This window comes from Corallococcus sp. CA054B, assembly GCF_003611625.1.
GTDB classification, from domain to species: Bacteria; Myxococcota; Myxococcia; order Myxococcales; family Myxococcaceae; genus Corallococcus; species Corallococcus coralloides.
The window spans coordinates 37,413-52,384 of sequence record NZ_RAVY01000042.1; the positions used below are offsets into that span (position 1 = coordinate 37,413).

The window sequence follows — 14,972 nt, forward strand, 5'->3', positions numbered from 1 at the left end:
GATGTGCGCTACGCCCGCTCCAGCTTGACCATCAGCCGGCGCAGGTCCTCGTTCACGCGCACGAAGTTGGAGTTGCCCTTCTCGTCCTCCAGTTGCTTCTTCAGTGCGGGCAGGGACGCCTCGCGCAGCTTCTTCGCCGCGCCGGGCGCGTCCGCCAGCCAGTCCACCGCCTGGATGACCGTGGCGCGCGCCTCGGTGTCGCGCTCGGTGAGCCGGGACGCCAGCGTGGGGCCCTGGTCCGCCGCCCCGGAACGCCCCAACTCCAGCGCCGCGCGCTGCAACAGCACCGCGTCCGCCTTGGGCAGCCGCTGCGACCAGCAGCCCGCGTTGCCACTGCACGCCTGCGCCGCCTCCAGCACCGCCCCATATCCCTGGAGCTGATCCGCGCGCTTCTTGCCCAGCGCCGCGGCGTCCTGGCACCCGTCCTCGCCCGTCTCCTGGCAGTCCGCCGCCGTGCGCGCGGGCTCCGCCGCCGCCAGCTTCGCGAGCACCGGCTGCTCCCGCGCATCCCCCAGGAGCGCGATGCCCTTCACGGCGATCTCCCGCGAATACCAGTCGCCAGTGCCCGCCGCCTTCTCCAGCGCGGGGAGCGCGTCCCGGCTGCCCAGCAGCGCCAGCGCCCGCACGTACGCGTCGCGCACCGTCGGGTCCGGCTCGCCTACCAGCCCCGCCAGCGGCTTCACCGCCTCCTGCGCACGCATCCTCCCGAGCGCATCCGCCGCCTGCATCCGCACCAGCGCCTGGATCTGCGGATCCGAATGCGTGAACGACAGCTGCTTCAACAGCGTGGGCACCGCGCGCTTCTCCCGGAGGTCGCCCAGCACCTGCGCGGCCTTCATCGGATAGCTGGCGGGATTCACCCCCTGCGCCTTCGCCCAGGTGAGCAGCTCCGCGTCCTTGCCCTCCAGCACCGGCAACAGCGCGTCCGCCGCGGGCGCGCCCAGCTGGAACAGCGCGAAGCTGCTCTCCACGTAGAAGGACACACCCCGGCGCTCCTTCGTCAGCGTGCGCATCAGCGCCGGCACCGCGCGCGGATCCCCAATCTGCCCCAGCGCCTCGATGGCCTTCTTGTTGAGGAACGGCTCCGCGGCCTCGTCCGTCGCCAGCTGGATGAGCGGCTCCACCGCCGGCTTCGCCTTCAGCGCGCCCAGCACCTGGATGGCCTCGATGCGCGTGTAGTTGTCCTTGCTGCGCAGCAAGGGCACCAGCGACGGCACCGCGCGCGCATCCCCGATCCGCCCCAGCGCGCCGACCACCGCCTTGTTCACCTGCTGCGCCGGCACGTCCGCCGCCCCGGGATCCAGCGCCGCCGTCAGCGGCTCCAGCGACGTCGGGTGGTGCAAGTCCCCCAGCGTCCGGGCCACCGCCGCCTTCACCTCCGGCCGGCGCTCCGAGGACAGCCGCGCGTGCAGGAAGGGCAGGAACTGTTCGTTCACGTTGCCCGACGTGCGCAGCGACTCAATCACTCGCACCTTGTCGTCTGGGCGCTTCGCCCCCTCCAGACTGGACTGCCAGTACTCCGGCGTCTTGGGGTCCTCCTTCTTGCAACCTCCCAGGGCAAGGCAGGAAACGGCCAGGGACAGGGCGACGAATGAGCGGGACATGGGGCTCCTTTACGTCCGAACGTCTGCGCTTTCGTCGGGTGTAGACCTGTCCACACGAAGGACGCAAACCTCCCCCACCTCCTGGGGTACGCTGGTCAACGACATGCCCCATGCCGAAGACAGTCGTAACGCGTCGCGTCCGACCATCATCCGCCGGACGTACCTGCTCGACCGAGAATTCCAGCTCAAATACATCCTTCTGCTCACCGGCATCGGCGCCGGGAGCATGTTGCTGTTCGGCGTGCTCGCCCATCAGGTGCAGCGGATGTCCGCCGAAGGGGGCCTGTCCGGCGAGGAGACGCTCTGGTGGCTCACCGGCGTGGCCACCGTGGGCCTGGGCATCGCGCTCGGGTTGTTCGGGCTGCTCTTCACGCACCGTGTGGCGGGCCCCGTCCACGTGATGAGCCTCTATGTCGCGGCGCTCGCGGCGGGCCGCTATCCGCGCCTGCGTCCCCTGCGGCGCAAGGACGAGCTGCGCGCCTTCTTCGCGCGCTTCAGCGAAGCGGTGGACCGCATCCGCCAGCGCGAGGCGGACGAAGCGCTGGCGCTGGAGAAGGCCCTGGACGCGCTCAAGGATGTGGCCACCACCCCGGAAGCGCGCGAGGCCCTGTCCACGCTGGAAGCGCTGCGCGCGCGCAAGCGCCAGGCGGTGGACACGTCCGCGCCGCCCGCCGCCTTCAAGTCCGTGGCCTGACCCCATTCCCTTTCCCACACGAGACTTCCCTCACATGAGCAGCCGACCCCGCATCGTCTTCATGGGTACGCCCGAGTTCGCCGTGGCCTCGCTGGAGGCCTGCTTCGACGTGGGCGACGTCGTGGCCGTCGTCACCCAGCCGGACAAGCCCAAGGGCCGGGGCAACGCCGTCACCGCGCCGCCCGTGAAGGAGCGCGCGCTGGAGAAGGGCATCCCCGTGCTCCAGCCGCAGAAGCTGCGCACGCCGCCGTTCTCAGAGGAACTGCGCCAGTACGCCCCCGACGTCTGCGTGGTGACGGCCTACGGGAAGATCCTCCCCAAGGACCTGCTGGCGCTTCCGGTGAAGGGCTGCGTGAACGTGCACGCGTCGCTGCTGCCGCGCTTCCGGGGCGCCGCGCCCATCCAGTGGGCCATCGAACACGGCGACAGCGAGACGGGCGTGTCCCTGATGGTGATGGATGAAGGCCTGGACACCGGCCCCGTGCTGGCGATGAAGCGGCTGCCCATCGCCCCGGACGAGACGAGCGCCACGCTGCACGCGAAGCTGTCCGCGCTGGGCGGCGACATCCTGCGCGAGTCCCTGCCGCGCTACCTGAACGGTGAGCTGACGCCCCAGCCCCAGCCCTCCGAGGGCATGGTGCTGGCGCCCATCATCGACAAGGAGAACGGCAAGCTGGATTTCTCGAAGCCGGCGGTGGAGCTGGACCGCCGCCTGCGCGCCTTCACGCCGTGGCCCGGTGCGTACACGCTGCTGGGTGGCAAGGTCTTCAAGGTGCACCGGATGCGGCCCGCGGAAGGGAAGGGCGCGCCCGGCACGGTGCTGTCCGCGGGGCCGGAGGGCATCGAGGTCGCTTGCGGCGAGGGCTCGGTCGTCTTCCTGGAGGTCCAGCCAGAGGGCAAGCGGGTGATGCGCGCGGCGGACTTCCTCTCCGGAAACAGATTGCAGCCGGGCAGTCAGCCGTTCACGTCTTAGCGCGCCATCGAGCGCCATGTGGAATCCTTGCGTGATGGAGTCTCACGGATGGGCATGAAGCTGCTGGTGTTGCACGGGCCGAACCTCAACCTCCTCGGGGAGCGCGAGGACATCGCGGGGGGCCGTTTGACGGACCTCGACGCGGCCCTGCGCGCGAAGGCGAAGGAGCTGGGACTGACGCTGACCATCGTCCAGTCCAACCACGAGGGCGTCCTCATCGACACGCTCCACGCCGAGCGCAAGAACGTGGAGGGCATCCTCATCAACCCCGCGGGGTACTTCACGTCCTACGCGCTGAAGGAGGCGCTGGAGGCGGTGGGGCTGCCCGCCATCGAGGTGCTGCTCAAGCCGCCCGCCCGCGAGTCCGTGGTGGCGGAGGCGTGCGCCATGCAGGTGCTGGGGCTGCACGGCTTCGACCCGTACATCCAGGCGCTGGAGACCTTCGCGAGCGGCATCTTCCACCCCGCCATCCCCGGGCCGGTGAAGTCGCTGGGCCGCCGCAAGAAGGGCGCCGGATCCGAGGACGACGATTCCCGTCCGAAGCCCAAGCTGGTGGGCCGCGTGCACCCGCTCAAGAAGGACGACGCGCCGGAGCCCACGCCGCTGGTGACCGCGCCCGCGCGCTCGCTGCGGCGCACGGCGGAGGCCGGGGGCCCGCTGAAGACGCTGGGCCGCAAGTCCGTGCCCACCGTCGTGAAGACGGACGGCAAGCCGGGCAAGACGCTGGGCCGCGCGGCGAAGGGCGGCTCCACGCCCGCGTCGGACCTGCTCACCCGGGCGCTCGTGCGCCAGAAGATCGCGGACCGGCTGGCCGGACGGCTCAGTGAAGCGGAGCTGGCCACCTGGGCCCGCGCGAAGTATCAGCAGGTCCAGCGTGGTGAACCGGCGGAGAGCGGCCACCGCGAGCTGCTGGAGGACAGCCTCCAGAGCCTCACTTTGTCCCATCTGCCCGCGACGCGGATGTCGGACGAGCAACTGGTGGACCTGATGACCCGGCTGGAAGAAGGATGAACGCCCGTATCCTCGCCATCAACATCCTCGCGCGCGTGCGCGCCACGGATGCCTACCTCAACGTGGTACTGGACACGGTCCTGTCGGAGACGCCGCCGAAGGACCCTCGCGACGCGGCGCTCGTCACCGAGCTGACCTACGGCGCCACCCGCCGGCAGCTCGCGCTGGACTACGCCATCACCCGCTTCGCGGACCGCAAGCTGGACGCGCTGGAGGACAAGGTCCTGGCCGCCCTGCGCGTGGGCGCCTACCAGCTCTTCCACACCCGCGTGCCCGCGCGCGCCGCCGTGGCGGAGACGGTCCAGGCCCTCAAGGACGTGGGGCTCGCGCGCGCGGCGGGCTTCGTCAACGCCATCCTGCGCAAGCTGTCCGAGCTGCCCTCTCCGCCGCTGCCTTCCCAGAAGGACCCGGTGGAGTACCTGTCCGTGCGCGAGAGCCACCCGCGCTGGCTGGTGGAGCGGTGGATCCGCCAGTTCGGCCGCGAGCGCGCGGAGGCGATGCTCGTCGCCAACAACCTGCCGCCCGCCGTCGTCATCCGCGCCAACAGCGCCAAGGTGACGCGCGACGCGCTGCTCGCGCAGCTCAAGGACGTGGGCGTGGAGGCGCGCGCCACGGAGTCCTCGCCCGTGGGCATCATCCTGCCGCCCGTGGGCCGCGTGGAGGACGTGTACGGCTACTCGGAAGGGCTGTGGCAGGTGCAGGACGAGGCCGCGCAGCTGGTGGGCGTCTACGGCGCCATCCCGGAGTCAGCGCGTGTGCTGGACGCCTGCGCGGCGCCGGGCGGCAAGGCCTGCCATCAAGCGGAGACGCACGACGTCGTCGCGGTGGACCTGCACGCCAACAAGCTGCGGAAGATTGAAGCCGAGGCCCACCGCCTGGGGCTGTCCGGCCGCCTGAAGGCCTATGCGCACGACGCGTCCGAGCCGTTCCCCGAAAGCTGGGGCGAGTTCCACGCGCTGGTGGTGGACGCGCCGTGCTCCGGACTGGGCACGCTGCGCCGGCACCCGGAGCTGCGATACCGCCGCAAGGAGGAGGACGTGGCCCGGCTGGCGACGCTCCAGCGGCGCATCCTGGAGAACTGCCAGGAGGCGGTGCCGGCGGGCGGCCTGCTCGTCTATGCCGTCTGCACGCCGGAGCCGCAGGAGGGGCAGGACCAGGTGGACATGTTCCTGCGCAGCCACCCGGAGTGGACGGCCGAGCCGCCCGTGCTGCCCGGCCTCAAGCTGCCGCTCGCGCAGGCCTGGCTGCGCACGCTGCCCGGGCCGGAGGGCTACGACGGCTTCTTCGCGGCCCGGCTGCGCAAGCTCTACTGAAGCGCCGCTGGGGTCTTCAGTCGTCCTGGGGAATCAGGGCGGCCTGCTTGAAGGCCTCCAGCACCGCGGCGGACGCGCGGTCCAGGTACTTGCCCTTGCGGATGAGCAGGCCAATGGGGCGCGACACCGGCCCCTCCGCGAAGGGCTTCGCCACCAGCGTGCTGTTCTTGATTTCGGCGTGGGCCGTGGCCATCGGGAGGATGGCCACGCCCAGGCCCATCTCCACCGCGCGCTTGATGGTCTCCACGTTGTCCATCTCCATCACCGGATTGATGTCGATGTTCTTCTCGCGGAACAGGCGATCCAGCGCCTTGCGCGTGGGGGCTTCCCGGTCGAAGGCGATGAAGGGCACGCCCGACAGCGCGGTGAGGCTCACCTTCGCCTTGCTGGCGAACGAGTGGTTGGGCGCGCAGACCACCGCCAGCCTGTCGTCGCGGAACGGCAGGATGTCCACGCCCGCGCGCGGCTGCGGATAGGCCACGATGCCAATCTCCGCCGCGCCCAGGATCACGTCGTCGTAGACCTGATCATTGCGCCGGTAGTTCAGGCGCATGTTGACCTTGGGGTGCGTCTTCAAGAGCTGCTTCTGCACCACGTTCAGCTCGTGCAGACCCACCGAGTAGATGGTGGACACGGTGGTCGCGCCCTGGACCTCCGTGGCCTGCTCGCGGATCTCCTGCTCCACCTCCGCGAAGCGCGCCAATATCTCCTTGCAGCCCCGGAACAGGCGCTCGCCTGCCGGCGTGGGCGTCACCTGCCGCGCGCTGCGAGAGAGCAGCTTCTGCTCGTAGCGGTTCTCCAGCGCGCGAATCTGCTGGCTCACCGCGGACTGGGTCACGTGATTGAGCTGCGCCGCGCGCGAGAAAGAGCCCGTCTCGACCACGTCACAGAACATCTTCAACGATTCGAGCTGCATGGGCCGTCTCCTACCCTCAAACCTAATGGCCGGGCCAGTAGTAATTAGTTGACCTACCCCGCGCGCGAAAATGAGCTACAGGCACAAAGTGCCTGGCTGCTTGCGCGGCGCGGCGAAATCTCGGGCTCTCAAACGCTGGGGTCATGGCCGTCCTCGGGGGGACGCGGGCGGGTGAGGGCGAAGAGGGCGGCGCTCAGGGCGACGAGCGCCCCGCCGGAGAGCGTCTGCACGCGGCCCAGGTCGCGGTCCGTCTCCTGGAGGAGCTGGCACTCCTGGGGGGACAGCTTCGCGCAGTCCTCGGGGGCGAAGAGGGCCCGCACGCCCAGCCCGAGCAGCCCCACGCCGCCCAGCATGAGGCCGGCAATGCCCCCGAACACCGCGGCGCGGAGGACGGAGGCACCCCGGGGCGAGGGCTGGGAGGTCATGGCCGGGAGGCGTAGCACCGTCCCGGGCCGGAAGGGACAGGGGAGGGTGTCCCGGGCGTATGCTTCCGGACCATGCGAATCCTGTATGGGGTCGTCGGCGAAGGGATGGGCCACGCCACGCGCTCGCGCGTGCTGCTGGAGGCGCTGACGAAGGAACACGAGGTCCACATCGTGGTGTCCGGTCGGGCGCAGCACTACCTGGCCCAGCGCTTCCAGAACGTGCACGGCATCTGGGGGCTCACCATCGCCTACGAAGGCAACTCGGTGAAGAAGTGGCAGACGGTGCTGCAGAACCTGCAGGGCGCCGTCGCGGGCTGGCCGCAGAACGTGCGCCAGTACTTCGACCTGGTGGAGGGCTTCAAGCCGGACGTGGTGGTGAGCGACTTCGAGACGTTCAGCTACCTGTTCGCGAAGCGCCACATGTTGCCCGTCATCAGCGTGGACAACATGCAGATCATCAACCGCTGCACGCACGACCCGGCGCTGCTCGCGGGCCACGAAGAGAGCTTCGAGGCCTCGCGCGCCATCGTGAAGGCGAAGCTGCCCGGGGCCTTCCACTACCTCACCACGACGTTCTTCTACCCGCCCGTGCGCAAGCGCCGCACCACGCTGGCGCCGTCCATCCTCCGGCCCGAAATCCTGGCGGCGAAGCCGGAGGCCGGTGAGCACCTGCTCGTGTACCAGACGGCGACGACGAACACGCAGCTGCCCGAAATCCTCAAGCAGTCCGGCGTGCCGTGCCGCGTGTATGGCCTGCGCCGCGACCTGAAGGAGGACGTGGTGGACGGCAACCTCACGTACCGGCCCTTCAGCGAGGCGGGCTTCATCGACGACCTGCGCACCGCGCGCGCGGTGGTGGCGGGCGGCGGCTACACGCTGATGAGTGAAGCGGTGTACCTGCACAAGCCGCTGCTCAGCATCCCCGTGGGAGGCCAGTTCGAGCAGGTGCTCAATGCCCTCTATCTGGAGCGGCTGGGGTACGGGATGTATGTGAAGGAATTGAGCCTGGACGCGCTGAAGACGTTCCTCTCACGCGTGCCCGCCTGCGCGGAGTCCCTCAAGGGCTACGAGCAGGACGGGAACGTGAAGATGCTCACAGCGCTCAACGACCAGCTGGCGCAGGCCTACGAGCACCGCGGCCACTGGCGCATGGAGATGGCGGAGATGGACGGCAAGGCCTGAGCGGCCTTCGCGGTCAGTGCAGGGACACCTCGTTCTCGTTGTTGCGCTCCGCCGCGCGGCGGCTCATCTCCGTGAGCCAGGAGCGGGTGAGGGGCGTCTCGCTCTCGCTGCCCTTGTAGCGCTCCGGGGTGCTGTCCTGGGGCAGCATCCGGTTGACGGCGTCCAGCACGCGCGCGGTGAGGTTGGGCGCCAGGGCCCGGCCCACCGCGCCCAGCTTCGCGGGCATGCCCACCAGCGCCTCCGCGTCACCCCGGCGGCACGCCTCGATGACTTTTCGCGCCACGCGCTCGGCGCTCATGGACACGACCATCATCGAGTTGCTCACGTGGAACCACGCGTACTCCTTCTCGTGGTCGCCCTTGAAGGTCGCGTTGCGCGGGCTGCCCGTGCGGATGAGGGACGGGCACGCCGTCGTCACGCGGATGCCGTCCTGGGCCAGCTCCGTGCGCAGCCCGTCCGACAGGCCCACCAGCGCGAACTTGCTCGCGGAGTACGGCACCAGGTGCGGGATGCTCACCTTGCCGCCCATGGAGGACACGTTGACGATGCGGCCCTCGCCCTTCGCCTTCATGTCCGGCACCACCGCGAGCGTCGTGTACAGCGGCCCCCACAGGTGGACGTCCACCGCCTCCTCGAAGTCCTCCAGCGTCATGGACTCCAGCGGGCCCACCATGATGACGCCCGCGTTGTTGATGAGCACGTCCACCGCGCCCCAGTGCTCGTGGACGGCGCCCACCATGGCGTCCACCTGCACCTGGTCGCGCACGTCGCAGCGCAGGGTGAGCACCTCGCCGCCAATGCGCTCCAGGTCCGCGTGGGCGCGCTTGAGCGACTCGACGTCGCGTCCGCAGATGGCCACGCGCGCGCCCTCCTTCAGGAGCATGCGCGCCATCACCAGCCCCAGCCCCCGGGAGCCTCCGGTGATGACGACCGTCTTGCCCTGGAAGCTGTAGCGCGGACGCAGCACGCGCTTCAACCCCACGACGGCCCCCACCCCGGCGGCCAGCGCGCCCAGGGAGAAGCCCTTTCGCTCGGTGTGTCGTCGGTCAGCCATGGTGCGACTCTCCAGGGGAGGGAAGGGTGGGGAAGCGGGACGCTCAGGGATTGGAGGCCGCGACCTGGTCTTCCTGTTCGCGGGACACCTCGCCGTGGAGCGCGGGCGGCTCCTGGCCGGGCAGGTCCTTGAGCAGCGCGCGCACGCGGCGCACGGCGTCCTTCCCGCCAATGCGGTTCTTCAGCCGCCCATCCGTGCCGAAGAGGAGGAAGGCGGGGTGCTTGTCCACGCCGTAGGCCTTGGCCATGGAGCCGTCGTCCATGGCGATGGGATGGCGCAGGCCGTGCTCGCGCGCGAAGCCCTCCACCTTGTTGGTGTCCCGGAGCTCCGTCTCGTTGTGGGTGACGTCCACGCCAATGACCTTCAGGCCCTTGGGCCCGTAGTCCACCACCCACTGGTTCACGGCCTCGAACTGCTTCGCGCAGTCCTCACAGTCCATGGTCCAGAAGTGGAGGAGGACGGGCAGTCCATCGAGCTCCGAGACGTGGACGGGGGCATTCACCCACCCGCCATCCGGGTCCAGCAGCGTGAGCGGGATTTTCGTCGAGGCCATACGGGCTCCCTATGGGAAGTGGAAAGCGCTTCAACGGGACGTGACTCAAGCTATGCATGCGCTACCGGTTGCTCCCGGCTGCGCGCCCGTCCGCTCGCCTGTCCGGCAAGGGTTGTTGGCCCGCTCCGCCCTCCGGTGGGCAGGCGGGCATGGAGGACGTGATGCGCATCCCCGACTTCGAACTGGAACGGTACTTCGCGCGCTGGGAGTTCGCCGCGCCCTACCTCCTGTGCTCCTCCGACATCCAGGGCTGGCGCATGGCGGACCTGCTGGCGCTCGCGTCGCCGGAGGACCGTCAGCGCTGGGACGGGCTGACGCTCGGCTACACGGAGACACCCGGCCTGCCCGCGCTGCGCGAGGCCATCGCAGGGATGTATCCGGGCCTCATCTCCGAGGACGTCCTCACCTTCGCGGGCGCGCAGGAGGCGCTGTTCGTCGCGATGAACGTCCAGCTGGGGCCCGGCACGCACGCCGTCGTCACCTGGCCGGGCTATCAGTCGCTCTACGAGGTCGCGCGCTCCGTGGGCGCGGACGTGACGCTGCTGCCCCTGCGCGAGGAGGACGGCTGGGCCCTGGACCTGGACGCGCTCACGGCGGCGCTGCGCCCGGACACGCGCATGGTCGTGGTGAACTTCCCGCACAACCCCACGGGCTCGCTGCCGGACCGCGCGACGTTCCAGAAGCTGTGCGCGCTGTGCGAAGCGCGCGGCATCCACCTCTTCTCCGACGAGGTGTACCGCCTGCTGGAGTACGACGCGAACGACACGCTGCCGCCCGCGGCGTCATGCTTCACGAAGGGCGTGAGCCTGGGCGTGATGTCCAAGGCGTTCGGCCTCGCGGGCCTGCGCGTGGGCTGGCTCGCCACCCGGGACGCGGAGCTGCTCGCGCGCTGCCGCGCCTTCAAGGACTACACCTCGCTCTGCAACAGCGCCCCCAGCGAGCTCTTGTCCCTCATCGCGCTGCGCGCCCGCGAGCGCGTGCTGGAGCGCAGCCGCGGCCTGCTCACCGCGAACCTCGCGCGGCTGGATGACTTCTTCGCGCGCCACGCGGACACCTTCCGCTGGGTGCGCCCGCGCGCCGGCAGCGTGGCCTTCCCCCGTCTGCTGCGAAACATCCCGGTGGCTCGTTTCACCGAGTCATTGATTACCCGTGAGGGCGTGTTGCTGTTGCCAGGCAACGTGTATGGCTTTCCGGGCAATCACTTCCGGTTGGGGTTGGGCCGCGCCAACCTGCCGGAAGCACTGGAGCGGCTGGAACGCTTCGTACGGGACGGTGGATTGGACGCGCTGGAGTGACACCGGGAGCCGGCGCAATGCGTCAGGCTTTTCACTGACAGCTGGACTTTCGGCTTATCGCCTTCATCTGAAACAACCCCTAGAGTGGTTGTCCCCTCGCCCGGCCTGGGGCCGTGCGGAAGCCCTCTCATCCCCCCGAGAGGCCAGGAGACACACCTCGATGAAGATGCTGATTGGCGCGGCCGTGACCGCCGCGACGCTGTTGGTGGGTACCGAAGCCGCCGCGACGAACTACACGCTGTGGATCCACGGCCGCAACGGCGGCAAGACGCAGCCGGGCAACTACAACGACTTCAGCTACTGGGGGCCGTCCACCACCGCGGCGGGCGTGAACAAGAAGGCCGTCAACTGGAACGGCACGCAGCGCGTGGGCGCGGAGAACTACCGCATCCGCGACGCGCTGGACTGCTTCTGCACGGGCAGCAACTCCTGTTACATCGCCGTGCACAGCGCCGGTGACCTGCAGATCGGCTATGCCCTGTCGCTGTACGGCACCAGCACGCGGGCGGTGAAGAACGCCACGCCCAACGCCAGCGGCGTCTGCGGCAATGTGGGCACCTCCACGCAGAAGGGCTGGAACATCAAGTGGGTGGCCGTGGCGTCCGGCGCGGGCGGCGGCAGCGAGCTGGCGGACCACGGCGACTGGGCGATGAGCGAGCCCCTGGTGAGCGACCTGGTCACCACCACGGCGCGCTCCATGTACAACCACAACGCCACGGCCAACGTGGAGTTCCTCATGTTCGCCGGCTCCAAGGGGACGCTGTACTCCGGCATCCTCCCGGGCCAGGACGACGAGGCGGTGGCCTACCACTCCACGGGCGGAGTCTCCGGCAGCAGCGGCGGCTCCTACTGCAACCCGGGCGACTGGTTCTGCGGCGGCACGCTCAACCTGCTCAAGAACGCGTGCAGCGACGGCCGGGCGAAGTGGAGCTTCCACTCCGTGTACCTCCGCGACGATGGTGAGTCGTACAACCACTACGCCAACGGCAACTGGGGCGGCATCGTCTCCAAGGTGCGCGAGTACATGGTCCAGTACGCGTACTAGAATGAAGGCTTCCCCCGCCCCCTCCGGCGAAGCCCGCTCATGACACGCGACGACGGCCCCATCTCCTCCGCCTCCCGGCTGCGCCACGGCCGGTGGTTGCTCGCCCTCGTTCCCCTGGTGCTCGTGGGCGGGGCGTTCTTCTGGTGGCAGGGAAGCGAAGGGGCTGAAGTGCCGGAGGGCGCACCGGAGCCCGCCTCCGCCCCGGTGCCCGGTGCCCGCGAGGTGGCGCGGGCACCGGCGGAGCGTTCCAGCGCGGACATGGCGGCCGAGTCCGCCGCACCGTCGCTGCTCAGCCCGGAGGCCCGCGAGCGCGAGGCCCGCCGCGAGCTGTGGCAGAAGCGGCTGGAGCGCGCGAAGCGTTCGTTGGAATCCTACGTGGCGGCCACGCGCTACCCGCCCGAGTCGCGGCCCAGCCGCGAGCACCCGGATCAGCTGGAGCTGGCGGAGCCGGAGCGCACCCGGCCGCTGAGCCCCAAGGCCGCGGAGGACGGCACCTCCGACGTGCAGCTGCGGCTCAAGCAGGACAAGGTGTTCGTCGTCGGTGAGGAAGCGGTGCTCTTCACCGTGGCGTGCGAGGACTCACGCCGCGCGCCGCGGCCATGCGAGGTGGTGTCCGCGCAGGCGCACGAGGCGGACCACCTGGCGGACGCGGGCGGCGTGCCGGGCGTGCCGGTGACGTTCGTGGACTCGGGCCAGGGCGGCGACGCGGTGGCGGGCGACGGGATGCTCACCGGGCGCTTCCAGCCGTCGAAGCAGGGCTTCGCGATGTTCTCCGGCACGCTGCGCGTGACCCTTCGCGTGCGCTCGGGGTCGCTGGAGGACTCGGCGTTCTTCGACGTGCTCTACACGCCCGCGCCGCCGGCCACGTTCACCGGCAGGGTGCGCGAGGTGTTTGAGGGCGGGTCGCTGGACCTGTACCTGTCCGTCCAGGTCCGCAAGGCGGGTCGGTACGTGGTGTCCGGCCGGCTGGATGACGAAGGCGGCGTGCCGTTCGCGGTGCTGTCCTTCAACGAGGAGCTGCAGGAGGGCGCGCAGGAGGTGAAGCTCAACGTCTTCGGCAAGGTCGTCCGGGACGACAAGCCCACCTTCCCGCTGACCCTGCGCGACGTGGAGGGCTTCCTGCTCAAGGAGCGGGGCGACCCGGACCGCGAGCTGATGGTCACGCTGCGCGGGCCCGTGCACACCACGCGCGAGTACTCGCTCGAGCAGTTCTCGGATGCCGAGTGGAGGAGCCCCGAGCGCGACCTCTACACCCGCGAGCTGGAGAAGGACGTCATGGAGGCGCAGAAGCAGCTCGACGCCGCGCTCTCCGACACCCCTGAGCCCTGAAGCGTCAGGGCCCTCTTCAGGGGGCTCCGGTGAGGCTCAGGATTCGAGCGGAGGCGGCGGAGGCGTATGGGCCGCGTCGACCTCCACGAGGTCGGCGTCCTGCACGTCCTCGATGTCCGCCGTCGAGTCAGCGGACTCCGGGGCCACCACGACACTGGGCTCCGGTTCGGAAACAGGCGCCTCGCGCCGCGTGGGTGGGAGCGCCGTGCCCGTCGAGAGGGCCTCCGCGTAGGCCGCGGCGTAGGCGGCCTCGGCCTGGACGGCCTCCATCGTGAAGTCGTCCGCGTCCGCGAGGAAGTCATTCGACGACGGGGCGCTCGGCGGCGCATCCGCTGACAGCGCCTCCTGCCCGCCGTCCTCCAGCGTGGCCAGGAACCCGCCCGGCGCCTCCGGTGCGCCGGACGTCTCCAGGTCGTCCGCGTCGTCCGCCGCATCCGGCGCCGCGTCGTCCACGCCCAGGTCGTCGCTCAGCGCGGCCAGCTCCTCGTCGCTCAGGCCGGACAGGTCCCCGGACTCCAGGAGGAAGAGCAGGTCCTCCGCCTCCTGCGCGGAGACGGTGCTCGGCATGGTGTCCAGGTTCTGCAGCTCCCACGCGGCCGCGTCGGGGGACAGGATGTCGGAGGGGTCCAGCGACGGATCCTCCGGCGAGGCCTCCGCGTGGCGCTCCGCCTGCTGGAAGTGGCGCGCCTGAATGAGCGGCGTGGACGACTGGGGCATGCCCAGTCGCTGCGCGTACGCAGGGGCGGCGGCCTCGAAGGTGCTCTCCCCCGCGAAGGTGCGCAGGTGGGGGTTCTCCAGCAGCGCGGCCCGGGCCTCCGGGGCCTCCAGGCCCGACGCGCGCCCCCCGGCCTCCGCGCCCGGGTCCGACGTCAGCCCCAGGTCCGCGAGCAGGGCGCCGGCCAGGTCGCCGTCGGCGTCCGCCTGGAAGTCGCTGTCGTCGGAGAAGCCCCGCCGCACCGGCTCCACCGGCGTCATGGGCTCCTGCTTCACCGGGGCGGTGACCTCCAATTCGTTGGAGATGGACCAGGCCCGGGACGTCGAGATGCCAGAACCCACGCGGCGGATGGAGGACATGGTTCTCCTCGGGTGATGGCCCGCAGGTCGGGCGGCTCATGCATTGTCCGCCGGGGCCGGCAGGAGTTGCTAGGGGGACGCGAGCGATGCCCATTCGCCACGATGCCCGGTATCCTACCGGCGCCCATGAGTCCCACCCTGGCCGCACACGTGGACGCCGGTCCCGCGTCCCTCCATGAAGTCCTCCCTGGCCTTCGGGGTGTCACGCCCGTTGAAAAATCGCGGCGGGACGGGGTGGAGACGACCGCAACGTCGGTCCTCGGACAGGGGAGTACGGGGGCGCGGAGGGAACGCGCACCCGGGCGTTCTCCAGAGGCGAGAACCCCATGGGGGAAGCCCGGGCATGAAGCGACCGGGCCGTTGGCCTCCCGTTTGCTGTCCGGGAGCCCAGCCAGGAGGCAGTGGTGATGAGATTCGAGTGCGCGGGGCAGACCCACATCGGTCGGCGTCCGCACAATGAAGATGCGTACTGCGTGCTGCCCGAGCTGTCTCTGATACACATCT

The 14,972-nt window shown here is 70.2% G+C and carries 14 protein-coding genes; 8 read left to right on the top strand and 6 right to left on the bottom strand.

Annotated features, from left to right (window positions below; all coding sequences use genetic code 11):
• Window positions 1-8: 8 nt before the first annotated feature.
• Window positions 9-1,604 carry a HEAT repeat domain-containing protein gene (locus tag D7V80_RS13485; RefSeq protein WP_120588540.1) on the bottom strand — a complete coding sequence of 532 codons (1,596 nt, stop codon included), beginning with the start codon at window positions 1,602-1,604 and terminating at the stop codon, window positions 9-11.
• A gap of 103 nt (window positions 1,605-1,707) precedes the next feature.
• Here D7V80_RS13485 and D7V80_RS13490 point away from each other — a divergent pair, with 103 nt between their 5' ends.
• From D7V80_RS13490 to rsmB, 4 genes are read left to right on the top strand one after another with little or no spacing between them, the layout of a single operon-like run.
• Window positions 1,708-2,298, top strand: coding sequence for a signal protein (locus tag D7V80_RS13490; RefSeq protein WP_120588541.1), 591 nt, complete (start codon window positions 1,708-1,710; stop codon window positions 2,296-2,298).
• Between the two features lie 34 nt (window positions 2,299-2,332).
• Window positions 2,333-3,271 carry a methionyl-tRNA formyltransferase gene (fmt, locus tag D7V80_RS13495; protein ID WP_120588542.1) on the top strand — a complete coding sequence of 313 codons (939 nt, stop codon included), beginning with the start codon at window positions 2,333-2,335 and terminating at the stop codon, window positions 3,269-3,271.
• Window positions 3,272-3,319: 48 nt separating this feature from the next.
• Window positions 3,320-4,282: a type II 3-dehydroquinate dehydratase gene (locus D7V80_RS13500; protein WP_199738592.1), complete on the top strand. Its 963-nt coding sequence runs from the start codon at window positions 3,320-3,322 to the stop codon at window positions 4,280-4,282.
• On the top strand, window positions 4,279-5,595 hold the full coding sequence (rsmB, locus tag D7V80_RS13505) for a 16S rRNA (cytosine(967)-C(5))-methyltransferase RsmB (protein WP_120588543.1): 1,317 nt from the start codon (window positions 4,279-4,281) through the stop codon (window positions 5,593-5,595). The genes D7V80_RS13500 and rsmB overlap by 4 nt, the downstream gene beginning before the upstream one ends.
• A gap of 16 nt (window positions 5,596-5,611) precedes the next feature.
• Here rsmB and D7V80_RS13510 read toward each other — a convergent pair whose 3' ends face one another.
• Window positions 5,612-6,511 carry a LysR family transcriptional regulator gene (locus D7V80_RS13510; RefSeq protein WP_120588544.1) on the bottom strand — a complete coding sequence of 300 codons (900 nt, stop codon included), beginning with the start codon at window positions 6,509-6,511 and terminating at the stop codon, window positions 5,612-5,614.
• Between the two features lie 128 nt (window positions 6,512-6,639).
• Entirely contained in the window at window positions 6,640-6,936 is a 297-nt protein-coding gene (locus D7V80_RS13515) for a hypothetical protein (RefSeq protein ID WP_120588545.1), read from the bottom strand.
• 72 nt (window positions 6,937-7,008) lie between these two features.
• Here D7V80_RS13515 and D7V80_RS13520 point away from each other — a divergent pair, with 72 nt between their 5' ends.
• Window positions 7,009-8,118 (top strand): MJ1255/VC2487 family glycosyltransferase, encoded by a 1,110-nt coding sequence (locus tag D7V80_RS13520; RefSeq protein ID WP_120588546.1) that lies wholly within the window; start codon window positions 7,009-7,011, stop codon window positions 8,116-8,118.
• A 13-nt stretch (window positions 8,119-8,131) separates the two neighbouring features.
• Here D7V80_RS13520 and D7V80_RS13525 read toward each other — a convergent pair whose 3' ends face one another.
• Together D7V80_RS13525 and D7V80_RS13530 are read right to left on the bottom strand one after the other, a co-directional pair.
• Window positions 8,132-9,172, bottom strand: coding sequence for an SDR family oxidoreductase (locus D7V80_RS13525; protein WP_120588547.1), 1,041 nt, complete (start codon window positions 9,170-9,172; stop codon window positions 8,132-8,134).
• Between the two features lie 43 nt (window positions 9,173-9,215).
• Entirely contained in the window at window positions 9,216-9,725 is a 510-nt protein-coding gene (locus tag D7V80_RS13530; protein WP_120588548.1) for a peroxiredoxin, read from the bottom strand.
• 161 nt (window positions 9,726-9,886) lie between these two features.
• Between D7V80_RS13530 and D7V80_RS13535 the strand changes: the two genes are divergently transcribed.
• From D7V80_RS13535 to D7V80_RS13545, 3 genes are all read left to right on the top strand, one after another.
• Complete coding sequence (locus D7V80_RS13535; RefSeq protein WP_120588557.1) at window positions 9,887-11,020, top strand: aminotransferase class I/II-fold pyridoxal phosphate-dependent enzyme; 1,134 nt, start codon at window positions 9,887-9,889, stop codon at window positions 11,018-11,020.
• Window positions 11,021-11,180: 160 nt separating this feature from the next.
• On the top strand, window positions 11,181-12,065 hold the full coding sequence (locus tag D7V80_RS13540) for a hypothetical protein (RefSeq protein WP_120588549.1): 885 nt from the start codon (window positions 11,181-11,183) through the stop codon (window positions 12,063-12,065).
• Window positions 12,066-12,104: 39 nt separating this feature from the next.
• Window positions 12,105-13,394: a hypothetical protein gene (locus D7V80_RS13545; RefSeq protein ID WP_120588550.1), complete on the top strand. Its 1,290-nt coding sequence runs from the start codon at window positions 12,105-12,107 to the stop codon at window positions 13,392-13,394.
• A 36-nt stretch (window positions 13,395-13,430) separates the two neighbouring features.
• Here D7V80_RS13545 and D7V80_RS13550 read toward each other — a convergent pair whose 3' ends face one another.
• Window positions 13,431-14,468 carry a hypothetical protein gene (locus tag D7V80_RS13550; protein ID WP_120588551.1) on the bottom strand — a complete coding sequence of 346 codons (1,038 nt, stop codon included), beginning with the start codon at window positions 14,466-14,468 and terminating at the stop codon, window positions 13,431-13,433.
• Window positions 14,469-14,972: the final 504 nt, after the last annotated feature.